Source organism: Serratia sp. K-E0102, from assembly GCF_029962625.1.
Classification (GTDB): domain Bacteria; phylum Pseudomonadota; class Gammaproteobacteria; order Enterobacterales; family Enterobacteriaceae; genus Serratia; species Serratia sarumanii.
This window is the reverse complement of the sequence record NZ_CP124754.1, coordinates 4,078,555-4,101,741: the sequence shown is the minus strand read 5'-3', so window position 1 is coordinate 4,101,741 and position 23,187 is coordinate 4,078,555. Positions and strand designations below refer to the sequence as shown.

The 23,187-nt window shown below is 61.6% G+C and carries 15 protein-coding genes and 3 tRNA genes; 11 read left to right on the top strand and 7 right to left on the bottom strand.

Annotation, left to right across the window (positions count from 1 at the left end; translation table 11 throughout):
- Window positions 1–28 precede the first annotated feature (28 nt).
- The 4 genes from recC (at window position 29) to recD (ending at window position 11,915) form a co-directional block, all read left to right on the top strand.
- Window positions 29–3,400, top strand: a complete 3,372-nt coding sequence (gene recC / locus SSARUM2_RS19505; protein ID WP_060438382.1) for an exodeoxyribonuclease V subunit gamma — start codon at window positions 29–31, stop codon at window positions 3,398–3,400.
- A 231-nt stretch (window positions 3,401–3,631) separates the two neighbouring features.
- Window positions 3,632–6,520, top strand: a complete 2,889-nt coding sequence (ptrA, locus tag SSARUM2_RS19500; protein WP_060438801.1) for a pitrilysin — start codon at window positions 3,632–3,634, stop codon at window positions 6,518–6,520.
- Entirely contained in the window at window positions 6,517–10,068 is a 3,552-nt protein-coding gene (recB, locus tag SSARUM2_RS19495) for an exodeoxyribonuclease V subunit beta (protein ID WP_060438381.1), read from the top strand. Before ptrA ends, recB begins: the two co-directional genes overlap by 4 nt.
- On the top strand, window positions 10,065–11,915 hold the full coding sequence (gene recD, locus SSARUM2_RS19490; RefSeq protein ID WP_060438380.1) for an exodeoxyribonuclease V subunit alpha: 1,851 nt from the start codon (window positions 10,065–10,067) through the stop codon (window positions 11,913–11,915). The genes recB and recD overlap by 4 nt, the downstream gene beginning before the upstream one ends.
- 37 nt (window positions 11,916–11,952) lie before the next feature.
- Here recD and argA read toward each other — a convergent pair whose 3' ends face one another.
- Window positions 11,953–13,296 (bottom strand): amino-acid N-acetyltransferase, encoded by a 1,344-nt coding sequence (argA, locus tag SSARUM2_RS19485; RefSeq protein ID WP_049232224.1) that lies wholly within the window; start codon window positions 13,294–13,296, stop codon window positions 11,953–11,955.
- 221 nt (window positions 13,297–13,517) lie between these two features.
- On the opposite strand from argA, the gene amiC reads away from it, so the two are divergent.
- A complete protein-coding gene (gene amiC / locus SSARUM2_RS19480) occupies window positions 13,518–14,771 on the top strand; it encodes an N-acetylmuramoyl-L-alanine amidase AmiC (protein ID WP_033635752.1) in 1,254 nt (417 codons plus the stop codon).
- A gap of 90 nt (window positions 14,772–14,861) precedes the next feature.
- Here the strand turns inward: amiC and SSARUM2_RS19475 are convergent.
- From SSARUM2_RS19475 to SSARUM2_RS19465, 3 genes are all read right to left on the bottom strand, one after another.
- Window positions 14,862–14,938 (bottom strand) — tRNA-Met (locus SSARUM2_RS19475).
- A 64-nt stretch (window positions 14,939–15,002) separates the two neighbouring features.
- Window positions 15,003–15,079: transfer RNA gene (locus tag SSARUM2_RS19470), tRNA-Met, on the bottom strand.
- 58 nt (window positions 15,080–15,137) lie between these two features.
- A tRNA-Met gene (locus SSARUM2_RS19465) sits at window positions 15,138–15,214 on the bottom strand.
- A gap of 216 nt (window positions 15,215–15,430) precedes the next feature.
- On the opposite strand from SSARUM2_RS19465, the gene mltA reads away from it, so the two are divergent.
- Together mltA and tcdA are read left to right on the top strand one after the other, a co-directional pair.
- On the top strand, window positions 15,431–16,567 hold the full coding sequence (gene mltA / locus SSARUM2_RS19460) for a murein transglycosylase A (RefSeq protein ID WP_047570717.1): 1,137 nt from the start codon (window positions 15,431–15,433) through the stop codon (window positions 16,565–16,567).
- Window positions 16,568–16,651: 84 nt separating this feature from the next.
- Entirely contained in the window at window positions 16,652–17,458 is an 807-nt protein-coding gene (gene tcdA, locus SSARUM2_RS19455; protein ID WP_060438379.1) for a tRNA cyclic N6-threonylcarbamoyladenosine(37) synthase TcdA, read from the top strand.
- Here the strand turns inward: tcdA and csdE are convergent.
- On the bottom strand, window positions 17,449–17,883 hold the full coding sequence (csdE, locus tag SSARUM2_RS19450) for a cysteine desulfurase sulfur acceptor subunit CsdE (RefSeq protein ID WP_033654114.1): 435 nt from the start codon (window positions 17,881–17,883) through the stop codon (window positions 17,449–17,451). The two genes, tcdA and csdE, sit on opposite strands and share 10 nt — an antisense overlap.
- A 19-nt stretch (window positions 17,884–17,902) precedes the next feature.
- Window positions 17,903–19,108 carry a cysteine desulfurase CsdA gene (csdA, locus tag SSARUM2_RS19445; protein WP_043147957.1) on the bottom strand — a complete coding sequence of 402 codons (1,206 nt, stop codon included), beginning with the start codon at window positions 19,106–19,108 and terminating at the stop codon, window positions 17,903–17,905.
- Between the two features lie 196 nt (window positions 19,109–19,304).
- On the opposite strand from csdA, the gene SSARUM2_RS19440 reads away from it, so the two are divergent.
- The 4 genes from SSARUM2_RS19440 to rlmM all read left to right on the top strand — a co-directional run bounded on the left by SSARUM2_RS19440 (window position 19,305) and on the right by rlmM (window position 22,376).
- Entirely contained in the window at window positions 19,305–19,529 is a 225-nt protein-coding gene (locus SSARUM2_RS19440) for a YgdI/YgdR family lipoprotein (RefSeq protein ID WP_025304050.1), read from the top strand.
- Window positions 19,530–19,915: 386 nt separating this feature from the next.
- Window positions 19,916–20,833: a transcriptional regulator GcvA gene (locus SSARUM2_RS19435; protein ID WP_025304049.1), complete on the top strand. Its 918-nt coding sequence runs from the start codon at window positions 19,916–19,918 to the stop codon at window positions 20,831–20,833.
- A 51-nt stretch (window positions 20,834–20,884) separates the two neighbouring features.
- Window positions 20,885–21,280, top strand: a complete 396-nt coding sequence (locus tag SSARUM2_RS19430; RefSeq protein ID WP_004931896.1) for a DUF423 domain-containing protein — start codon at window positions 20,885–20,887, stop codon at window positions 21,278–21,280.
- Window positions 21,273–22,376, top strand: coding sequence for a 23S rRNA (cytidine(2498)-2'-O)-methyltransferase RlmM (gene rlmM, locus SSARUM2_RS19425; protein ID WP_033635748.1), 1,104 nt, complete (start codon window positions 21,273–21,275; stop codon window positions 22,374–22,376). The genes SSARUM2_RS19430 and rlmM overlap by 8 nt, the downstream gene beginning before the upstream one ends.
- A gap of 39 nt (window positions 22,377–22,415) precedes the next feature.
- Here rlmM and xni read toward each other — a convergent pair whose 3' ends face one another.
- Window positions 22,416–23,174 (bottom strand): flap endonuclease Xni, encoded by a 759-nt coding sequence (gene xni, locus SSARUM2_RS19420; RefSeq protein ID WP_033635747.1) that lies wholly within the window; start codon window positions 23,172–23,174, stop codon window positions 22,416–22,418.
- Window positions 23,175–23,187: the final 13 nt, after the last annotated feature.

Genomic DNA, 23,187 nt, shown 5'->3' with positions numbered 1-23,187 from the left:
GTATGTCTTTTGTTTTAAAGGAGCCTTGATGTTCACGGTTTATCATTCCAATCAGCTGGATTTGTTGAAAACGCTGACCAGCGCGCTGATAGCCAGAGATCCGTTGGCCGATCCTTTTCAACCGGAAGTGGTGCTGGTGCAGAGCCCCGGTATGGCGCAATGGCTGCAGATGCAGTTGGCGGAACAGTTCGGCATCGCCGCCAATATTGCGTTTCCGCTGCCGGCGACCTTTATTTGGGACATGTTCACCCGGGTGTTGCCGGATATCCCGAAAGAGAGCGCCTTCAGCAAGGACGCCATGACCTGGAAGCTGATGTGGTTGCTGCCGGAGATGCTGACTCAGCCGGCGTTTGCGCCACTGCAGCACTATCTGACCGATGACGGTGACAAGCGCAAGATTCACCAGTTGGCCGGCCGGGTCGCCGACCTGTTCGACCAATATTTGGTTTATCGCCCGCAGTGGCTGGAGAGCTGGCAGCGCGGTGAGCGCATCGACGGCCTGGCGGAGGCTCAGCAATGGCAGGCACCACTCTGGGCACGATTGGTGGAGTACACGCGCGAGCTGGGGCAGCCGGAATGGCACCGCGCCAATCTGTACAGCCGCTTTATCCACGCGCTGGAGCAGGCAAAAACCTGTCCGCCCGGTTTGCCGCCGCGGGTGTTTATCTGCGGCATCTCGGCGTTGCCGCCGGTCTATTTGGAGGCGCTGCAGGCGCTGGGGCGGCATATCGATATCCACCTGATGTTCACCAACCCCTGTCGCTATTACTGGGGCGACATTCAGGATTACGCTTTCCTGGCTCGCTTGCAGAGCCGCAAGCGCCGTCACTACCACCAGGCTCGTGAGCACGGGCTGTTCCGCCAGCCGGATGACGCGGCGCGCCTGTTTGACGCCGAAGGCCAGCAGCAGCTCAGCAACCCGCTGCTGGCCTCTTGGGGCAAGCTGGGGCGCGATCACCTCTATCTGCTGTCGCAGATGGAAGGGGCGCAAGAGGTTGACGCCTTTGTCGATATCCCGGCCGATACCATGCTGCACGCCGTTCAGCGCGACATGCTGGAGCTGGAAGACCATGCGGTGATCGGTATTACCGCGGAAACGCTGGAAAGCAGCTTCAGCAAACGTCCGCTGGATGAGAACGACCGCTCCCTCAGCCTGCATGCCTGCCACAGCCCGCAGCGGGAAGTGGAGGTGCTGCACGATCAACTGCTGACCATGCTGGCGCAGGATCCGTCGTTGACGCCGCGCGACATCATCGTGATGGTCGCGGATATCGACAGCTACACGCCTTATATTCAGGCAGTGTTCGGCAATGTCCCTGCCGAGCGCTACCTGCCGTTCGCCATTTCCGACCGTAAAGCGCGCCAGGCGCATCCTGCGCTGCAGGCGTTCATTTCACTGCTCGATCTGCCGCAAAGCCGTTTTACCTCGGAACAGGTGCTGGCGCTGCTTGAGGTGCCGGCCCTGGCCGCCCGTTTCGCCATTGGCGAAGAGGGGCTGCGCCTGCTGCGCCATTGGGTCGGTGAATCCGGCGTGCGCTGGGGCCTGGACGACGATAACGTGCGCGAACTGGATCTGCCCGCCACCGGCCAACATACCTGGCGCTTTGGCATCACGCGCATGTTGCTTGGCTACGCGATGGACAGCAATGCCGGCGATTGGCAGGGCATTTTGCCTTACGACGAATCGAGCGGATTGGTCGCCGAACTGGCGGGGCAGCTGGCAGACCTGCTGGCGCAGCTCAGCCACTGGCGGCAAATCTTGAGCGAAGCGCGCCCGCTCGAGGCGTGGCTGCCGCTCTGCCGGCAACTGCTGGATGCTTTCTTCGCTGCGGACAGCGACACCGAGGTGGTGCTGGCGCTGATCGAACAGCAGTGGCAGCAGGCCATTAATTTTGGCCTGGCGGCGCGCTATCCCGATGAGGTGCCGTTGACCATTCTGCGGGACGATCTGGCGGCGCGTCTCGATCAGGAGCGCATCAGCCAGCGCTTCCTCGCCGGGCAAATCAACTTCTGTACGCTGATGCCGATGCGTTCCATTCCGTTCAAGGTGGTGTGCCTGCTGGGCATGAACGACGGCGTGTATCCGCGCACGCTGCCGCCGCTGGGTTTCGATCTGATGGCGCAGCAGGTCAAACGCGGCGACCGCAGCCGACGCGATGACGACCGTTATCTGTTCCTGGAAGCGATTTTGTCCGCTCAGCAGCGGCTGTATATCAGTTTCATCGGCCGTTCCATTCAGGACAACAGCCCGCGCTACCCTTCGGTACTGGTCACCGAGCTGCTGGAGTACCTGGAACAAAGCTATTGCCTGCCGGGAGATGAAGAGCTTAGCGCAGACGACAGCGCCCGGCGGGTTGGTGAGCACTTGCTGAAGTGGCACGCGCGCATGCCGTTCGCCGCCGAGAACTTCTTGCCGGGCTCGGAGGAGCAAAGCTATGCCGCCGAGTGGCTGCCCGCCGCCGATGGGCGCGGTGCGGCGCATCCGGCGTTCAACCAGCCGCTGCCCGCCGAAGCGCTGCAGCAAATATCGCTGGATGAACTGCTGCGGTTTTACCGCCATCCGATTCGCGCGTTTTTCCAACTGCGGTTGGGCGTCAGTTTTATCCTGGAAGAGACCGAGTTGCCGGACGAAGAGCCCTTCACGCTGGATAACCTCAGCCGCTACCAGTTCAACAGCCAACTGCTGAATACGCTGATCGACGGCGACGATCCCGAACGGCTGTTCCAACGGGTGCGCGCCGGCGGCGGCTTGCCCTATGGCGCCTTCGGCGAAATTTATTGGCAAAAGCAGCAGGAAGAGATGAGCGAACTGGCCGAGCAGGTGCGTGCGGAACGCGCAGAGAGCCATAGCCTGGAGCTGGATATCGATATCGCCGGCGTGCGCCTCAGCGGCTGGCTGCATCAGGTGCAGGGTGACGGCCTGTTGCGCTGGCGGCCCGCGACGCTGTCGGCGGTGGATGGCATATTGCTGTGGCTGGAGCACCTGGTGTACTGCTGCGCCGGCGGCACCGGCGAGAGCCGCATGTATGGCCGCAAGAACTCCGCCTGGCGCTTTGCCGCGCTGGCGCCTGAAGAGGCACAGGCGCAGCTGGCGGAACTGCTGACGGGCTATCAGCGCGGTCTGAGTCAGCCGCTGCTGTTGCTGAACAAGAGCGGCTGGGCGTGGCTGAGTCAGTGCTATCTGCCGGAAACGCAGCAAATCGACTGGGAGGAAGACGCGCAAATCAAGGCGCGCGCCAAATTGCTGCAGGCCTGGCAGGGCGATCAGCGCATTCCCGGAGAAGGGGAAGATCCCTACGTGCAGCGAGTGTTTCGCCAATTGGATAATGAATACTTAGCGCAAATACTGGCCGAAACAGAGCGTTATCTGCTGCCGGTGGCGCGGCATAACCTGGGGTAACAATCCCCCGGTGGTGCTGTGCGGCGGTAGGTGGTAAAAATAACGAAGGTTATATTCAACCATTGGGGTCATTCCCGGTCTTACATAACGTACAGGCATATACCCGCCGAGTTCGGGTCGCCATATTGGCGAAGAACCCGGTGAGTACAGATTTGGTTATGTGGTTTTGATGAACGTCGCCACCGTCAGGGAGTGGGCGCAGCGACGTCAGAATAGGGGTTTATTTTGGATATGCGCAGACAGTTGGCCCGTATCACCGGGCTGGTATTATTGGCTATGTGTTGGGCGCCGTTGAGTTGGGCCGCGCAAGGATGGCAACCGCTGGCGGAGAAGATCAACAAAAGCGAACACGATCCGCGTCAGTATGAGGCGATCAAATTGACTAACGGCATGACGGTGTTGCTGGTGTCCGATGCCCAGGCGCCGAAATCGCTGGCGGCGCTGGCATTGCCGGTCGGCTCGCTTGAAGATCCGAACAGCCAACTGGGTTTGGCGCACTATCTGGAACATATGGTGCTGATGGGCTCCAAGCGCTATCCAGAGCCGGAAAACCTGTCCGAGTTCCTGAAAAAGCATGGCGGCAGCCACAACGCCAGCACGGCTTCTTATCGCACCGCCTTCTATCTGGAAGTGGAAAATGACGCGCTGGAGCCGGCGGTCGATCGCATGGCCGACGCCATTGCCGAGCCGCTGCTGGATCCGGGCAATGCCGACCGTGAGCGCAACGCGGTTAACGCCGAGTTGACGATGGCGCGTTCGCGCGACGGTATGCGTATGGCGCAGGTGGGCGCGGAAACCCTTAACCCGGCGCACCCGAGCGCGCGCTTCTCCGGCGGCAATCTCGATACGCTGAAAGACAAGCCGGACAGCAAGCTGCACGATGAGCTGACCGGCTTCTATAAACGCTACTATTCCGCCAATTTGATGATGGGCGTTTTGTACGGCAATCAGCCGCTGCCGCAGCTGGCTGATATTGCGGCGAAAACCTTTGGCCGCGTGCCGAATCACGACGCCACCGTGCCGCCGATCACCGTGCCGGCCGTGACGCCGGAACAGCAGGGCATCATCATTCACTATGTGCCGGCACAGCCGCGCAAACAGTTGAAGGTCGAGTTTCGCATCGATAACAACAGCGCCGCGTTTCGCAGCAAAACCGATACCTACATCAGCTACCTGATCGGCAACCGCAGTAAAAACACCCTGTCTGACTGGCTGCAGAAGCAGGGGCTGGCGGACGCCATCAATGCCGGCGCCGATCCGATGGTGGATCGCAACGGCGGCGTCTTCGCCATCAGCGTTTCACTGACCGACAAAGGCCTGGCCAAGCGCGACGAGGTCGTCGCCGCCATTTTCAACTACCTGAAAATGCTGCGCAGCGAAGGCATCAAGCAAAGTTACTTCGACGAAATCTCGCATGTTCTCAACCTGGATTTCCGTTATCCGTCGATCACGCGCGACATGGACTATATCGAATGGCTGGTGGACACCATGCTGCGCGTGCCGGTTGAACATGCGCTGGACGCGCCTTACCTAGCCGATCGCTATGATCCTAAGGCGATCGCCGAACGCCTGGACGGCATGACGCCGCAAAACGCCCGCATCTGGTTCGTCAGTCCGGATGAGCCGCACAACAAGACGGCCTATTTCGTCAATGCGCCTTACCAGGTCGACAAAATCACGCCGCAGCGCTTTACGCAGTGGCAGCAGTTAGGGAGTGGGATTTCCCTGTCGTTACCGACGCTCAATCCGTACATCCCGGATGACTTTACCCTGACCAAGCCGTCGCACGAGTTCAAAAAGCCGGAAATGGTGGTGGATAACCCCGGTTTGCGCGTGCTGTACATGCCGAGCCGTTACTTCGCCGATGAGCCGAAGGCCGACGTCACCGTCGCTTTCCGCAACGCCAAGACTATGGATTCCGCGCGCAACCAGGTGCTGTTCTCGCTGACGGATTATCTGGCCGGCCTCGCGCTGGATCAGCTGAGCTATCAGGCATCGGTTGGCGGGCTGAGCTTCTCGACCTCGCCGAACAACGGCCTGATGTTTAATGCCAACGGCTTTACCCAGCGCCTGCCGCAGTTGCTGACGGCGCTGATCGAAGGCTATTCCAGCTTCACGCCGACGGAAGATCAGCTGGCGCAGGCCAAGTCCTGGTATCTGGAGCAGTTGGACGCCGCCGAGAAGGGCAAGGCGTTTGAATTGGCCATTCAGCCGGTGCAGATGGTTTCCCGCGTGCCGTATTCCGAACGCAGCGAACGCCGCGAAGTGCTGAAGACGCTGACGCTGAAAGACGTGCTGGCCTATCGCGACAGCCTGCTGGCCGAGGCTACGCCGGAGCTGCTGGTGGTGGGCAACATGAGCAAGCAGCAGGTCGACACGCTGGCGTCGACGCTGAAACATCGCCTGGGCTGTACCGGCATCGAATGGTGGCACGGCGAAGACGTGGTGGTGGACAAGAATCAGCTTGCCAACCTGCAACAGGTGGGCAGCAGCACCGATTCGGCGCTGGCGGCGGTCTATGTGCCGACCGGCTACGACGAAGTGGCCGGCATGGCCTACAGCTCCATGCTGGGGCAGATTATTCAGCCGTGGTTCTATAGCCAGCTGCGCACTCAGGAGCAATTGGGGTATGCGGTCTTCGCCTTCCCAATGTCGGTGGGGCGCCAATGGGGCGTGGGCTTCCTGTTGCAGAGCAACAGCAAACAGCCGGCCTACCTGTACCAGCGCTATCAGGATTTCTATCCGAAAACCGAGAAACGCTTGCGCGACATGAGCGAAGCGGACTTTGAGCAGTACAAACAGGCGCTGATCAATGAGCTGAAGCAGCGGCCGCAAACCCTGAGCGAAGAGGCCAGCCGGTTCGCCAACGATTTCGATCGCGGCAATTTCGCCTTCGATACCCGTCAGAAGCTGATCGCGCAGGTGCAACAGCTGACGCCGGCCAAACTGGCGGATTATTTCCACCAGGCGGTGATCCAGCCACAGGGGCTGGCGGTGCTGTCGCAGGTGAGCGGCAGCGGGCAAGACAAGGCGGATTACGCGGCGCCTAAGGGCTGGGTCACCTATCCGAACGCGTCTGCATTGCAGCAGATCTTGCCGCGCAAAGTGGCGACGCCATGACGGAAACTGCCCCGCAGAGGCTGGAGCCGCTGACGCTGCCGCTGTTCGGCGAACGCCTGATCGAGGCGTCGGCGGGCACCGGCAAAACCTTTACCATCGGCGCGCTGTATCTGCGTTTGCTGCTGGGGTTGGGCGGTGAAGCGGCGTTTCCTCGCCCGCTGACGGTCGAAGAAATTCTGGTGGTGACCTTTACCGAGGCCGCCACCGAGGAGCTGCGCGGGCGTATCCGCGACAATATCCACGGGCTGCGCATCGCTTGCGTGCGGGGCGTCAGCGCCAACCCGCTGTTTTCGGCGCTGATGGCTGAAATTGACGATTTGACCGACGCCGCCTCGCAGCTGCTGGCGGCGGAGCGGCAGATGGACGAAGCGGCGATCTACACCATTCACGGCTTTTGCCAACGAATGCTGACGCACAACGCCTTCGAATCCGGCATGCTGTTTGAACAAACGCTGGTGCAGGACGAGTTGCCGCTGCGGCGGCAGGCCTGTGCCGATTTCTGGCGTCGCCACTGCTATCCGTTGCCGCTGGGCGTGGCGCGTGCGGTCAGCCAGGAGTGGAGTGGCCCGGAAGCGTTGCTGGCCGATCTCTCCGGCTATCTGCACGGTGAGGCGCCGGCGCTGCGCCGACCGCCGAAGGACGAAGAAACCGTCCTGATGCGCCACGAGCAGATCGTCGCGCGCATCGATGCCATCAAAGCGCAATGGCGTGCGGTGGCGGGCGATCTGGAGGCGTTGATCGCCCAGTCCGGCGTCGATAAACGCAGTTACAGCAGTAAACACCTGCCGAACTGGCTGAACAAGGTCGGCGAATGGAGCGGGCAGGAGACTCAGGACTACCAGTTGCCGAAGGAACTGGATAAATTTCGCCAGTCGGTGCTGCTGGAGAAGACCAAGAAAGGCGAGCCGCCGCGGCATGCGCTGTTCACGGCGATCGACGAGCTGTTCGATGAACCCTTGACGCTGCGCGACCTGATCATGGCGCGCGCGCTCAGCGAGATCCGCACTTCCATTCAACAAGAAAAGCGCCAGCGCGCCGAGCTGGGGTTTGACGACCTGCTTAGCCGTTTGGACGGCGCCCTGCAAAGCGGCGGCGGCGAACAGCTGGCGCAGGCGATCCGTCAGCGCTATCCGGTGGCGATGATCGATGAATTCCAGGACACCGATCCGCAGCAATATCGCATTTTCCAAAAGCTTTACGTCGGCCGGCCCGATTGCGGCCTGCTGTTGATCGGCGATCCCAAGCAGGCGATTTACGCCTTCCGCGGTGCCGATATCTTTACCTACATGCGGGCGCGCTCAGAGGTGAGCGCCCACTATACGCTGGAGACCAACTGGCGCTCGTCGCCGTCGATGGTCGCCAGCGTTAATCACCTGTTTTCTCAGGTAGAAAAACCTTTCCTGTTCGGCCAAATCCCCTTTATCGAGGTCAGCGCGACGGAAAAGAACCAAGGGCTGGCGTTTGACCTGCACGGCAAGCCGCAACCGGCGATGCAGTTCTGGCTGCAGCAGGGGGAAGGCGCCGGTGTAAGTGATTACCAACAGCTGATGGCGCGCCTGTGCGCCACGCAAATTCGCGACTGGCTCAGCGCCGGGCAGCAGGGCCAGGCGTGGCTGCAGGGCGGCAAGGAGCCAAGGCCGGTACAAGCTTCCGATATCACGGTGCTGGTGCGCAGCCGCAATGAGGCGGCGTTGGTGCGCGATGCGCTGAGCGCGCTGTCCATTCCGTCGGTCTACCTGTCCAACCGCGACAGCGTGTTCGACACCCCGGAGGCCAAAGACCTGCTGTGGTTGCTGCAGGCGGTGTTGGCGCCGGAGCAGGAGCGCACGCTGCGCAGCGCCATGGCCACCGGGCTGATGGGGCTGGACGCGCCGACGCTGGACGGCCTGAGCCGCGATGAGCGTGCCTGGGACGAGCTGGTTAACGAATTCGATGATTACCGCACGCTCTGGCTGCGCCGCGGCGTGTTGCCGATGCTGAGCGAGGTGATGAAAGCGCGCCAGCTGGCGGAGAACCTGCTGGCCAGCGCCGGTGGCGAGCGTCGTTTGACCGACGTGCTGCATCTGGGGGAGTTGTTGCAAGAGGCGGCGGCGCAACTCGACAGCGAACATGCGCTGGTGCGCTGGCTGGCACAGCAGATCGCCCAGCCTAATCGCCAGTCCGATAATCAGCAACTGCGGCTGGAGAGCGACCGGCATCTGGTGCAGGTGATCACGATTCATAAATCCAAGGGGCTGGAGTTCGATCTGGTGTGGCTGCCGTTCGTCGGCAATTTTCGCCAGCAGCAGCAGGCGCTGTATCACGATCGCCATAGCTTCCAGGCGTTGCTGGATCTCGACGCCAATGAAGAGAGCCAGGCCTGGGCGGAGGAAGAGCGGTTGGCAGAAGACCTGCGCCTGTTGTACGTGGCGCTGACCCGCTCGGTGTACCACTGCAGCATCGGCATCGCGCCGCTGTTCCAGGGCACGCGCAAGAAACAGGGCGATACCGATCTGCACCGCAGCGCATTGGGTTATCTGGTGCAGGGCGGGCAGGCCGGCGACGCCGCGTATCTGCAGGAGCGCCTGCAGCAATTGGCGGGCGGCGGCATCGCGCTGTCGCTGGTGGAACCGCCGGACGAGGCGCCCTGGCAGCCCCAGGCATCGCTGGCCGCTACGCTGGCGGCGAAAAACTTTACCCGACGGATCCAGGATTTTTGGCGGGTGACCAGCTATACCGGTTTGCAACAGCACGGTTCGAGCCTGATGCAGGATCTGCTGCCGCGTCTGGATGTCGACGCCGCGGGCGAGCGGGGTGAGGAGAGTGAGCCAGCGCTCACACCGCATACCTTCCCGCGCGGCGCAACGCCCGGCACCTTCCTGCACAGCCTGTTTGAAACGCTGGACTTCACCCAGCCGCTGGACGAACAGTGGCTGCAGGAACAGCTGCAACAGCAAGGATTTGCCGAGCACTGGCAGCCGATTCTGCTGGCGTGGATGCAGGTGTTGCTCAATACGCCGCTCGACGACAGCGGCGTGACGTTGTCGGCGCTGACGCCGCAGCACAAGCAGGCCGAGCTGCAGTTCTATTTGCCGATTAACCGGTTGTTGCAGGCGAAGGCGCTCGATGCCCTGGTGAAGCGTTACGATCCGCTTTCCGCCCGCTGCCCGGCGCTAGATTTTCATCAGGTGCAGGGCATGCTGAAAGGCTTTATCGACCTGGTGTTCTGCTGGCAGGGCAAATACTACCTGCTGGACTACAAGTCCAACTGGCTGGGGGAAGACAGTAGCGCCTATACCCGGCCGGCCATGGAGCAGGCGATGGCGGAGCATCGTTACGATCTGCAATACCAGCTGTATACGCTGGCGCTGCATCGTTATCTGCGTCATCGGTTGCCGGATTACGATTATCGGCGCCATTTTGGCGGGGTGATTTATCTGTTCCTGCGCGGCGTGGATGCGGCGCACCCGGGCAACGGCATTTTCACCTGTCTCCCCGAGCTTGAGCTGGTGGAGGGGATGGATCGCTTGTTCAGCGGCGAAGCTGCGGCGACGGAGGAAGGATCATGATCGCACTGCTGGAGCAGGCGGTGGCGCTTGGCGTGCTGCGCCCGCTGGACGTGCAGTTCGCCCGCGTGGTGGCGAGCGAAGACGAGCCCGATATTTTGCTGGCCGCCGCCTGCCTGAGCGCAGAGGCGGGGGCCGGTCACGTCTGCCTGATGCTGGAGCAGCTGCAGGCGGACACGCTGTTTGAAGGGCGCCAGCCGGCGTTGGCGCTGGCGGTGTGGGAGGCGGCCGGGCGGCCGGATAGCGCGCGTTGGCAGCAGCGTTTGGCGGCCAGCGCGGCGGTCGGGGACGGCAGCGGCGCTACGCCGCTGGTGCTGCGCGGGCCGCGCCTGTATCTGCAGCGCATGTGGCAAAACGAAGGCGAAGTGGCGGCGTTTATCGGCGGCGAAGGCGAGTCGCTGGCGGTGCCGGAGGCTGAGCTGCGCACCATTCTCGACAGCTTGTTCGGCGCCGCGAGCGACGAGCCCGACTGGCAGAAAATCGCCGCCGCGGTGGCCGCCACGCGGCGCATTGCGGTCATTTCCGGCGGGCCGGGCACCGGTAAAACCACCACCGTCGCCAAACTGTTGGCGGCGCTGGTGCAGCTGGATGAAAGCGCGCGCTTGCGCATTCAGCTGGCGGCGCCGACCGGTAAGGCGGCGGCGCGCCTGACGGAGTCGCTTGGCAGCGCCAGCCGCCAGCTGGCGTTGACCCCGGCGCAGCAGGCGCTGTTCCCGACGGAGGCGGCGACGTTGCACCGTCTGTTGGGGGCGCAACCGAACAGTCAGCGCATGCGTTATCACCGTGGCAACCGGCTGCATTTGGATGTGCTGGTGGTGGATGAGGCCTCGATGGTCGATCTGCCGATGATGGCGCGCCTGATTGCCGCGCTGCCCGATCGGGCGCGGGTGATTTTCCTCGGCGACCGCGATCAGCTGGCTTCGGTGGAGGCCGGCGCGGTGCTGGGCGATATTTGCCGTTTTGCCGAGCAGGGATACAGCGATGCGCGCGCCGCTGAGCTGAGCCGCCTGACCGGTTGTTCGCTCACGGGGCAGCAGGCCGACGCGGAAGCGGCGGTGCGCGACAGCCTGTGCCTGCTGCGCAAGAGCTATCGCTTCGACGCCCGTTCCGGCATCGGTCAGCTGGCGTTGGCGGTCAACGCCGGAGCGGGGGATCGCGCGCTGGCGGCATTAAACGGCAGTTTCGGTGATGTTGCGGGCTATGCGCTGGCGACGAGCGAAGAGTATCAGGCGCTGTTGGATGCCTGCGTGGCGGGCTACCGCGACTATTTGCGGCTGACCGCAGAAGGGGCGGACGCGGCGACGGTGCTGGCGGCCTTTGGCCGTTTCCAGGTTCTATGCGCGCTGCGTGAAGGGCCGTTCGGCGTCGCCGGCCTGAACGAGCGCATTGAGCTCGGGCTGCAGCGTGCCGGTTTAATTGACCGCAAGCCGGGCGTGCTCGGCCGCTGGTACCAGGGGCGGCCGGTGATGATCGGCCGCAATGACAGCTCGCTGGGGCTGTTCAATGGGGATATCGGCATTACGTTGCCGGATGAGCACGGCGATCTGCGCGTGCATTTCCAACTGCCCGACGGCAGCATCAAGTCGGTACAGCCAAGCCGTTTGCCGGCGCATGAAACCGCTTATGCGATGACGGTGCACAAATCTCAGGGATCGGAGTTTGACCATACGGTGCTGGTGTTGCCGAATCACTTCCTGCCGGTGTTGACGCGTGAGCTGGTCTATACCGCGATCACTCGCGCGCGTAAGCTGCTTTCGCTGTACGCTACGGAGGCGGTGCTGCTGCGGGCCATTCGCACGCCGACCCAGCGCCGCAGCGGATTGGCTGAACGGCTGCAGGCGACGGAATAAGCGCTGAGGGGCGCGGCAACGGCCGCGCCCGCAGGGATTACAGATCCGCCAGCAGAATTTTGGAGCGGCGCTGGTAGTTGTACAACGCCTGTTTCTGCATCGGCAGCACGTCGACCTCCGCCGGGGTAAAGCCACGCTCCTGGAACCAGTGGATGCTGCGGGTGGTCAGCACGAACAGCTTCTTCAGCCCCATCTGCCGCGCCTGATTTTCTACCCGCTGCAGCAGCATCTCGCCGCGCGATGAGCTGCGGTAATCGGGGTGTACCGCCACACAGGCCATCTCACCGATTTTTTCCTCCAAGAACGGGTACAGCGCCGCGCAGGCGATGGTCAGGTTGTCGCGTTCGATAATGGTGAACTTGTCGATTTCCATCTCCAGCTGTTCACGCGAACGGCGCACCAGAATACCCTGCTGCTCGAGTGGCCGAATCAGCTCCAGGATGCCGCCGATGTCGTTGATCGTCGCCCGACGCACCTGTTCGGCGCTCTCCATCACGATTTGGGTGCCGATGCCGTCGCGCGAGAACAGCTCCTGCACCAGCGCGCCGTCCTCTTGATAGCTGATCAGGTGGCTGCGGCGCACGCCGCTGCGGCAGCCTTTCACCGCGCCGCGCAGGAAGCGCACGGTGCCGGAATGGTAATCGCCGCCTTCTTCCAGCTCTTCAAGACGCTTTTGCGCGTCGTTGGGGAACAGCTCGGAAAGGATGTTACCCTCCGCGTCGGTCACGCCCTGCGAGGAGCAGAAGCCGATCATTTTTTCCGCTTTCAGCTTGATTGCCAGCTGGGTGGCCACTTCTTCCGAGGTCAGGTTGAAGCTCTCGCCGGTAACGGAAACCGCGACCGGGCCGATCAGCACGATGGCGTTGCTGTCGAGCTGGCGGTGGATCGCGTCTTCATCGATGCGGCGAATGCGGCCGCTGTGACAGTAGTCGATACCGTCATCGATGCCCAGCGGTTGCGCGATGATGAAGTTGCCGCTGACCACGTTGATATGCGCGCCCTGCAGCGGCGTATTGTTGAGGCTCATCGACAGCCGGGCGGTGATGTCGAGCTGCAACAAACCGGCAGCTTGCTTGACCAGTTCGAGCGTATGGGCGTCGGTCACGCGGGTGTGCTTGTGGTAGATCGGCTCAAAGTTATGCTGCGCCAGGTTAGCGTCGATCTGCGGCCGCGCGCCGTAAACCACCACCAGGCGAATGCCCAGACTATGCAGCAGCCCGATATCATTGACGATGTTGGAGAAATTCTCGTGTTCGATGGCTTCCCCGCCGAGCATGATGACAAACGTTTTGCCGCGGTGGGCGTTGATATAGGGGACTGAGTGACGGAATCCTTGCACCAGCTCTGTACTACGTTCCTTCACGACAAACCTCTTTTGCATATTTATACGGTATTTTTGTATTTTTATTCTTTTATGGCGCCGATGGCAAGCGAGAAATCATCATGAAGAGTGCGCTAAGGGCGCTAAATCGTTAATAAATTGAAAAACCATAAAAAGATTTTCTGATGACAGGGCTGGAATGATTGGTTAAAGTTTTCGGCATCCCCATTTTATTGATGTTTTTTTCATCTGTTGTAAACAGCTATTACTGCCGGAGCCGCATGCCAAACTCTAATCACAATCTGGGCCGCCGTCGTTTATTACAGGGCGTTGCCGCCAGCTGGTTGCTGAGTGTGAGTCGCACGGGCTTCGCCGCGTCATCGCACGTGATCGCCGTGCGCGTCTGGCCATCCTCCACCTATACCCGCGTCACGCTGGAATCCAACGTCGAGCTGAAATACAAGCAGTTTGCCCTGACCAATCCCGATCGCGTGGTGGTGGATATCGAAGGCGTCCACCTCAACAGCGTGCTGAAAGGCATCGCCGGGCAGGTGCGCGCCGACGATCCGTATCTCAAGCAGGCGCGCGTCGGCCAGTTCGATCAGAATACCGTGCGGCTGGTGCTGGAGCTCAAGCAGAGCGTCAGCCCGCATATTTTTACGCTGGCGCCGGTGCCGGAGTATCGCAATCGCCTGGTGATGGATCTCTATCCGACCAAGGGCAGCAGCGGCGGCGAGGAGTATGATCCGCTGCTGGCGTTACTGGAAGATTACAACAAGGGCGATCTGGAGCGCACGCTGCCGCCGGAAGCGCCGCAGGCCGGCAAGGCGGGGCGCGATCGGCCGATCGTCATCATGCTGGATCCCGGCCACGGCGGCGAAGATCCCGGCGCTATCGGCAAGTACAAGACGCGCGAGAAAGACATTGTGTTGCAGATTGCCCGCAAGCTGAGCGCCATGATCAAGCGCGAGCCGAACATGAAAGTGTTCATGACGCGCAACGAAGACGTGTTTATCCCGCTCAAGGTGCGCGTCGCCAAGGCGCGCAAGCAGCGCGCGGATCTGTTCGTTTCGATTCACGCCGACGCCTTCACCAGCCGCGCCGCGCGCGGTTCGTCGGTGTTCGCGCTGTCCACCAAGGGCGCCACCAGCTCGGCGGCCAAGTTCCTGGCGCAGACGCAGAACGCCTCGGACCAAATCGGCGGCGTCAGCAAGAGCGGCGACCGTTATCTCGACCACACCATGTTCGATCTGATCCAGACCGCGACCATCAACGACAGCCTGAAGTTCGGCAAGGAAGTGTTGAATCGGATGGGGAAAATCAACCGGCTGCACAAGAATCGCGTCGATCAGGCCGGTTTTGCGGTGTTAAAGGCGCCGGATATCCCGTCGATCCTGGTGGAGACGGCGTTTATCAGCAATATCGAAGAGGAGCGCAAGCTGCGCACCAGCCATTTCCAGCAGCAGGTGGCGGAGTCGATTCTGGCGGGCATCAAGGCTTATTTCGCCAACGGCGGCGCGCTGGCGAGCCGATAGAAGCAGGGCCGGGCGCGAGTCCGGCTAGTTTCGCGGATTGCAGATACAAAAAAACACCCGTCAGGGTGCTTGTCTGTTGTCATCAAGAGTTGGTTGCGGGGGCCGGATTTGAACCGACGACCTTCGGGTTATGAGCCCGACGAGCTACCAGGCTGCTCCACCCCGCGTCCGTCTTGGTGCTGTATTACTACGAACCACCGTGCATGTTATGCCGCTGGTACGACATTCGGTTGGTTGCGGGGGCCGGATTTGAACCGACGACCTTCGGGTTATGAGCCCGACGAGCTACCAGGCTGCTCCACCCCGCGTCCGTGTAATACTTTGTTATCGAAGCCAAACGCAAAATACCGCCGCTGCGGCATCGGTTGGTTGCGGGGGCCGGATTTGAACCGACGACCTTCGGGTTATGAGCCCGACGAGCTACCAGGCTGCTCCACCCCGCGTCCGATGGATGCGCACTATACTCTCCATGCGTTTTGTTGCAAACCCTTTTTGCATTTTATTGGCCTAAACCCGTTTTTCTGCTGAATTTGCCCGCAATTTGCCTTCTTTTTCATCACTATCCTCCGTGCGGCTTTTTTTATTTGCAGCGATTCCTTTATCAATGAGCGTTTGTTATCGTTCAGCCGGTAGATCATATCAGTTTGAGAGTGTGCGCGATGAAAGGACGTTGGGGCAAATACCTGCTGGGCGGGTTGATGGTGGCGGTGTTGGCGGGCTGTTCGTCCAAGCCGACCGATCGGGGTCAGCAATATAAAGACGGCCGTCTGGATCAGTCGCTGGAGCTGGTCAATCAGCCCAACGCCAAAGGTTCGCCGGTCAACGCCAAGGATTATTCGGATCAGCTGATGGAGATCAAGTACGCGTCGCCTTCGCTGTTCAACCGCAACAACGGCACCTATCAGGCGGTACAAAATTGGATGGCGTCCGGCGCCGACACGCGCATGCTGAGCCAGTATGGCCTCAGCGCTTACCAGATGGAAGGCGTCGACAATTACGGCAACGTGCAGTTTACCGGCTACTACACGCCGGTGGTACAGGCGCGCTATACCCAACAGGGCGAGTTCCGCTATCCGCTGTACCGCATGCCGCCGAAGGGCAGGGGCCGCTTGCCGGATCGCGCGGGCATCTATTCCGGCGCGCTCGACGATCGCTATATCATCGCTTACACCAACTCGCTGATGGACAACTTCATGATGGAAGTCCAGGGCAGCGGCTATGTCGACTACGGCAACGGCCAGCCGCTGGTGTTCTTCGGCTACGGCGGCAAGAACGGCCACGCCTATCGCAGCATCGGCAAGGTGCTGATCGATCGCGGCGAAGTGGCCAAGGCGGACATGTCGATGCAGGCGATCCGTCAGTGGGCGGATACCCACAGCGCCGCAGAGGTGCGTGAGCTGCTGGAGCAAAACCCATCGTTCGTGTTTTTCCGCCCGGAAGCTTTTGCGCCGGTGAGAGGTGCCAGCGCGGTGCCGCTGATCGCCAAAGCCTCGGTGGCCTCCGATCGTTCGCTGATCCCGGCGGGCACCACGCTGCTGGCCGAAGTGCCGCTGCTGGACAACAAGGGTAAATTCACGGGAAAATACGAGATGCGTCTGATGGTCGCGCTCGACGTGGGCGGCGCCATCAAGGGCCAGCATTTTGACATGTATCAGGGCATCGGGCCGGATGCCGGCCACTCGGCGGGGTACTACAACCACTACGGCCGCGTCTGGGTGCTGAAGAACAACGGCGGCGGTCAGCTGTTCAGCGCCAATCAGTCAAACGGCGGCGGTTCGTTGCTGGCCACCCGGTAAACGCATACGGCGTGAAAAGAGTGACCCGCAAGGGCCGGATTTTCCGGCCCTTATCATTTGCATTACGAAGGTAATTAAAGCGTTATGAGCACAGCTTATTCGGAAGCCTATCTGCAGCGTTTCGGCGGCACGGCGCGGTTGTACGGCCAGCAGGCGCTGGCGGTGTTCGCGCAGGCGCACGTCTGCGTGATCGGCATCGGCGGCGTGGGTTCCTGGGCGGCTGAGGCGCTGGCGCGCACCGGCATCGGCGCCATCACCCTGATCGACATGGATGATGTTTGCGTCACCAATACCAACCGCCAGATCCACGCGTTGCGCCAACACGTCGGGCAATCGAAAACCGAGGTGATGGCGGAGCGTATCCTGGCGATTAACCCGGAATGCCGGGTGACCTGCATCGACGATTTCATCACCCCGGACAACGTCGCCGAGCTGCTGAACCATAACTTCAGCTACGTCATCGACGCGATCGACAGCGTGCGGCCGAAGGCGGCGTTGCTGTCATACTGCCGCCGCTTCAAGATCCCGGTGGTGACCACCGGCGGCGCCGGCGGGCAGATTGACCCGACCAAGATCGAAGTGGCCGATCTGGCGAAAACCATCCAGGATCCGCTGGCCGCCAAGCTGCGCGAGCGGCTGAAGCACGATTTCAACGTGGTGAAAAACGGCAAGGGTAAGCTGGGCATCGACTGCGTCTTCTCCAGCGAGCCGCTGGTTTATCCGCAGCCGGACGGTTCGGTGTGCGCTTCACGTAGCACGGCGGAAGGGCCGAAAAGAATGGATTGCAGCGCGGGGTTCGGCGCGGCGACCATGGTCACCGCTACTTTCGGCTTCGTCGCCGTGTCGCACGCGCTGAAAAAGATGGTGGCGAAGGCGGCGCGTCAGGCGTAACGGGCGGCGATCGCCTTGACGGCGGCGGCCAATGCCGCCAGGCCGCCGGCGCGGGTGGCGCTCAGCTGGGCGCGCAGCGCTAACCGGTCGAACAGCGCCAGCGGATCCAATGCGGCGATCTGCTGCGGCGTTTTCCCTTCCACTTCGGTCAGCAGCACCGCCAGCAGGCCGCGCACGATGCGGCCTTCGCTGTCGCCATAGAAGTGCAGCGTGCCGTCTTCCAGCAACTGGTGCCCCAACCAGACGCGGTTTTCACAGCCGCTCAACGCCATTTCTTCACTGCGCAAGGCCTCCGGCAGCGGCGGCAGCCGTTTCGCGAGCATAATCAGCTGGCGGTAGCGATCTTCCCACTGTTTCAGCGCGCTGAAGGTGGCGATCAACGCCTCGGCGGTGACCTCTCGGCCAAAAGGATGGGGGGCGAGCATAGCGTCTCCGGGAATCAAGTCAGTCGGCCAGCAGATCGAGGGCGTGAGTCAACGCGCTGACCAGCGTATCGACGTCCTGTTGCGTATTGTAGGGGGCGAACGACGCGCGCAGTGTGCCGCTGACGCCCAACGCCGCCATCAGCGGCTGCGCGCAGTGTTGGCCGGCGCGCAGCGCAATGCCTTGCTCCGCCAGCAGGGTGACGATGTCGCTGTGGTGTACGCCGGCGATGTCGAACGCCAGCAGGCTGGAGCCGGAGCTGCGGAAGCTGCGAAAGCCCGGCAACTGCGCCAACCGCTGTTCCGCCTGGTCCGCCAGCTCGCGGCTGTAGCGCTCCGCCGCCGCCATGTCCTGTTCGCTGAGCCAAGTGAGCGCCGCGGCCAACCCCAGCACGCCGGCGATGTTTGGCGTGCCGGCTTCGAAGCGGTGCGGCGGCTTTTGCGGGGCAAAGCCGTCGAACGATGCCTGGGTCAGCATCTTGCCGCCGCCTTGCCAGGGTGCCATCTGCGCCAGCAGCTCGGCTTTGCCGTACAGCGCGCCGATGCCAGTCGGGCCATACAGCTTGTGGCCGGAGAAGGCGTAGAAATCGATGTCGAGCAGCCGTACGTCGGCCGGGCCGTGAACCACGCCCTGTGCGCCGTCGATCATCACGCGTGCGCCGGCGGCATGCGCCATCGCGATCGCCGGCGCCAGATCCGGGCAGCCGCCGGTGACGTTGGACATTTGCCCCAGCGCCAACAGGCGGGTTTTGTCGTTGAGCAGGGTGGGCAGCTGCGTCAAATCCGGCAACCGATCGGCGCCGATCGGCAGTTTCACCACCCGCGCGCCGGTTTGTTCCGCCACCATCAGCCAGGGGATCAGGTTGGCGTGGTGTTCCGCTTCGCTCACCAGGATTTCATCGCCCGGCTGCAGACGCGGACGCAGGTAGCTCTGCGCCACCAGGTTGATCGCTTCGGTGGTGCCGCGCGTCCAGACGATGTCGTCGGCCGACGGCGCATTGATCAGCTGCGCCACCTGGCCGCGCGCCTGCTCGAAGCGGGCGGTCAGATCCTGCGCCGCCCGATGCTGGCTGCGGTGCACGGTGGCGGCGTCATCGCGATAAAATTGCTGCGTGGCGTCGATCACCGCCTGCGGTTTTAACGCGGTGGCGGCGCTGTCCAGATAGATGCCGTCCTGCGCGAGCGCGGGAAACTGTTGGCGAAAAAGGCTGGGGTTAAAAGGCGTCATACCCTGATTGTCACTGGCTTGAGTCGATGGGGGATCCTGTCCTATTTTGCCGCCGGAGACAAGCGATCCTGCCTATTAGGACTTATCGCCTGGCAAAATTGGGAAAGTTTGTTATGCTATTAAATGTGCGCTTATTAATCGCATCTATACACATAAAAGGTATTTATCAGCATTTAAAACTAAAAAGGAGTCCTCAATGAAGAAAACAGCCGCAGTTCTCTCTGCCCTGATGCTTACGTTCACCCTGGCCGCCTGTTCCAGCAACTACGTGATGCATACCAATGACGGACGCACCATTGTCGCTGACGGCAAGCCTAAAGTGGACAACGATACCGGCATGATCAGCTATAAAGACGCCAATGGCGTCGAGCAGCAGATCAACCGCGCCGATGTGAAAGAGATGGTTGAAAGCAACCAGTAACCGTCAGGCAAAAAAAAAGCACCGCAAGTTTTGCGGTGCTGCATAAAATCACTATGGACAGACAGGGTAAATGTACAGGAAGTGAAAAAACAGTAGCCTAGCTACCATGTCCGGAATCGCCGGACAATTTGCAAACACAACATCACAACCACAAGCCAAAAGTTCATCGGCGTCCTCGACACCCACTCCCTTTTCGTTCCGGCCCGGGAAGTGCCGCCACTATAGGTATTTGCTGGCGCATCCTCAACGGACAAATTATAATGGCTCGGATTAAAAAAACTAATGGCAATACGCCGTTAGCGTTTACCGATGGCTTGCCACACAAAGCTGCCCGATTTTCGGCGCCGAATCATTCGGATTAATGTTACACAAAAGTAGCTAATTTAATGTCTAAACGCTTACCTCCCCTCAATGCGCTGCGCGTGTTCGATGCGGCCGCTCGCCACCTGAGTTTCACCAAGGCGGCGGAAGAGTTGTTCGTGACCCAGGCCGCGGTGAGCCACCAGATCAAGTCGCTGGAGGACTTCCTCGGGCTGAAGCTGTTTCGCCGGCGTAACCGCTCGCTGCTGCTGACCGAAGAGGGGCAAAGTTACTACCTCGATATCAAGGAGATCTTCTCTTCGATCAACGAGGCGACGCGCAAGCTGCAGGCGCGCAGCGCCAAGGGGGCATTGACCGTCAGTTTGCCGCCGAGCTTCGCCATTCAGTGGCTGGTGCCGCGCCTGTCCGGCTTTAACTCAGCTTATCCGGGGATCGACGTGCGCATCCAGGCGGTGGATCGCGAAGAAGACAAGCTGGCGGACGACGTCGACGTGGCGATTTTCTACGGCCGCGGCAACTGGCCGGGGCTGCGCGCCGAGCGCCTGTATGCGGAATATCTGCTGCCGGTGTGTTCGCCGAGCCTGCTGACCGGCGATCATCCGCTGAAAACCGCAGAGGATCTGGCTTATCATACGCTGCTGCATGACGTTTCACGCCGCGACTGGCTGGCCTATACGCGCCAGCTGGGGTTGCAGCACATTAATGTGCAGCAGGGGCCGATCTTCAGCCATAGCGCGATGGTGGTGCAGGCGGCGGTGCACGGCCAGGGCGTGGCGCTGGTGAACAATGTGATGGCGCAAACCGAGATCGAAGCCGGTCGCCTGGTGTGCCCGTTCAACGATGTGCTGGTCAGTAAAAACGCTTTTTATCTGGTATGTCATGACAGCCAGGCAGAACTGGGTAAAATAGCCGCCTTCCGGCAGTGGATCCTGGCGCGCGCCGCCAGCGAACAAGAGAAGTTCCGCTTCCGCTACGAACAATAAGACCGGCCGCCGCCTTGCCGCGGCCGGTGATTTTAAATGGGATAAATCACGATGAGCAGCCGTTCCATGCTGGTTTTCGCCGCTATCAGCGGCTTTGTGTTTGTCGCGTTGGGCGCATTCGGCGCGCATGTATTAAGCGGCACGCTCGGCGCCAACGAAATGGCCTGGATCCGCACCGGGCTGGAGTATCAGGGGTTCCACACCCTGGCCATCCTGGCGCTGGCGGTCGCGATGCAGCGCCGCGTGAGCCTGTGGTTTTACTGGAGCGGAGCGCTGTTGGCGTTCGGCACCGTGTTGTTCAGCGGCAGCCTCTATTGCCTGGCGCTGTCGCACCTGAAGGTCTGGGTATACATCACGCCGGTTGGCGGCGTGTGCTTCCTGATCGGCTGGATATTGATGTTGATTGGCGCTTTGCGTCTGAGGAAAAAGGCCGAGCGCCATGAATAAGATTGCGTTGTACTGCCGCCCTGGCTTTGAAAAAGAGTGTGCGGCGGAGATCACCGACAAAGCCGCCCAGCGGGAAATTTTCGGCTTTGCGCGGGTAAAAGAGCACAGCGGTTACGTGTTGTTCGAATGCTATCAGCCGGACGATGCCGATCGCCTGGCGCGGGAAATTCCGTTCCGCGAACTGATTTTCGCCCGCCAGATGATCGTGGTGGGTGAGTTGCTGCGCGATCTGCCGCCGGAAGATCGGGTATCGCCGATCGTCGGCATGCTGATCGGCGTGGTTGATCGCGGCGGCGAGCTGCGGGTGGAAGTGCCGGACACCAACGAAAGCAAAGAGCTGATGAAGTTCTGCCGCAAGCTGACGGTGCCGCTGCGCGCCGCGATGCGCGAGCAGAAGGTGCTGATGGCGCGCGAGAACCCCACTCGCCCGGTGGTGCACGTGTTCTTCATCGCGCCGGGCTGCTGCTACGTCGGTTACTCCTACAGCAACAACAACTCGCCGTTCTACATGGGCATTCCGCGTCTGCGCTTCCCGGCCGATGCGCCGAGCCGTTCGACGCTGAAGCTGGAAGAAGCGTTCCACGTGTTCATCCCCGCCGACGAGTGGGACGAACGTCTGGCCAGCGGCATGCACGCGGTCGATCTGGGGGCCTGCCCGGGCGGCTGGACCTATCAGCTGGTGAAACGCAGCATGATGGTGCATTCGGTGGATAACGGCCCGATGGCGCCGAGCCTGATGGAAACCGGCCAGGTGACGCACCACCGCGCCGACGGCTTCAAGTTCGAGCCGAACAGCAGCAAGATCTACTGGCTGGTGTGCGACATGGTGGAGAAGCCGGCGAAGGTAACCAGCCTGATGATCCAGTGGTTGGTGAAAGGCTGGTGCCGCGAAGCGATTTTTAACCTCAAGCTGCCGATGAAAAAGCGCTACGAGGAAGTGTCGCAGAACCTGATGAGCATCCGCGAAGCGCTGGGCGCTGCCGGCGTCAGCGTCGAAGTGCATGCCAAGCAGCTGTATCACGACCGCGAAGAGATCACCGTACACGTGCGCCGCATGTGGTCGGCGGTGCCGGGTCGGCGCGACGAGCGCGATTAATCGCGTTAAGCCTGATGAAGGGCGCTGCTTGCAGCGCCCTTATGGTATCGGCAGGCGCAGCTGCTGCAGGTTGCCGTCCAGCGACAGATCGGTGCGCAGCGTGGCGACTTGTTTGCTGACGTAGGCCAGCTCGCGGTGCCGCTCCAGCTTGCCGCGCCATTTCTCCGGCACCTGTTCCAGCTGCTGATAGAGCCCATCCAGGCTGCCCGACTGCTGCAACAGCAGCACGGCGGTTTTCGGCCCGATACCGGCCACGCCGGGGATCTTGCTGCTGCCGATCCCCGCCAGCCCCCAATAGTCCGGCAGCTGCTGCGGCTGCACGCCGAATTCCTGTTGCACGAAAGGCATATCCAGCCAGCGTTTCTGGAAGTAATCGCGGATCTGCACGTTCGGTGCCAGCAGCTGGCAGTAGCCTTTGTCGGTGGAGACGATGGTCACCTGGTGGCCGCCGCCGGCGACCTTCGCCGCCAGCGTGGCCGCCAGATCGTCCGCCTCGTTGCCGGGAGAATGCCAGCTGGCGACGCCCAGTTCGGCGAAGGCCTCGCGCAGCTGCGGCATCTCCTGCTGCAGGTTTTCCGGCATCGGCGAACGCCCGGCCTTGTAGTCCGGCAGAATTTGGTGACGCCAGCTGTCGCGGCGATCGTCCTCGTCGAAGACCGCCACCGCGTGGGTCGGGCGGCTGTGCTGGATCAACTGCTGCAGCGCGTGGCGGCAGGCGTTGACACAAGGGGAACCCTGCACGGCGTGAATGCGGCGGATGAGGTTCAGGGCGTCGACAATCAGTAGGTGTATCATCATGGGCGGCAAGGTC

Bases quoted from the DNA above. Each gene is read 5' to 3' on its own strand.
- csdE (WP_033654114.1), bottom strand. From the start codon at position 17,883: ATGCTCGCCCCCCATCCTTTTGGCCGAGAGGTCACCGCCGAGGCGTTG.
- xni (WP_033635747.1), bottom strand. From the start codon at position 23,174: ATGATGATACACCTACTGATTGTCGACGCCCTGAACCTCATCCGCCGC.
- amiC (WP_033635752.1), top strand. From the start codon at position 13,518: ATGCCAAACTCTAATCACAATCTGGGCCGCCGTCGTTTATTACAGGGC.
- SSARUM2_RS19430 (WP_004931896.1), top strand. From the start codon at position 20,885: ATGAGCAGCCGTTCCATGCTGGTTTTCGCCGCTATCAGCGGCTTTGTG.
- mltA (WP_047570717.1), top strand. From the start codon at position 15,431: ATGAAAGGACGTTGGGGCAAATACCTGCTGGGCGGGTTGATGGTGGCG.
- recC (WP_060438382.1), top strand. From the start codon at position 29: ATGTTCACGGTTTATCATTCCAATCAGCTGGATTTGTTGAAAACGCTG.
- recD (WP_060438380.1), top strand. From the start codon at position 10,065: ATGATCGCACTGCTGGAGCAGGCGGTGGCGCTTGGCGTGCTGCGCCCG.
- recB (WP_060438381.1), top strand. From the start codon at position 6,517: ATGACGGAAACTGCCCCGCAGAGGCTGGAGCCGCTGACGCTGCCGCTG.
- ptrA (WP_060438801.1), top strand. From the start codon at position 3,632: ATGCGCAGACAGTTGGCCCGTATCACCGGGCTGGTATTATTGGCTATG.
- SSARUM2_RS19440 (WP_025304050.1), top strand. From the start codon at position 19,305: ATGAAGAAAACAGCCGCAGTTCTCTCTGCCCTGATGCTTACGTTCACC.
- tcdA (WP_060438379.1), top strand. From the start codon at position 16,652: ATGAGCACAGCTTATTCGGAAGCCTATCTGCAGCGTTTCGGCGGCACG.
- csdA (WP_043147957.1), bottom strand. From the start codon at position 19,108: ATGACGCCTTTTAACCCCAGCCTTTTTCGCCAACAGTTTCCCGCGCTC.
- argA (WP_049232224.1), bottom strand. From the start codon at position 13,296: ATGCAAAAGAGGTTTGTCGTGAAGGAACGTAGTACAGAGCTGGTGCAA.
- SSARUM2_RS19435 (WP_025304049.1), top strand. From the start codon at position 19,916: ATGTCTAAACGCTTACCTCCCCTCAATGCGCTGCGCGTGTTCGATGCG.
- rlmM (WP_033635748.1), top strand. From the start codon at position 21,273: ATGAATAAGATTGCGTTGTACTGCCGCCCTGGCTTTGAAAAAGAGTGT.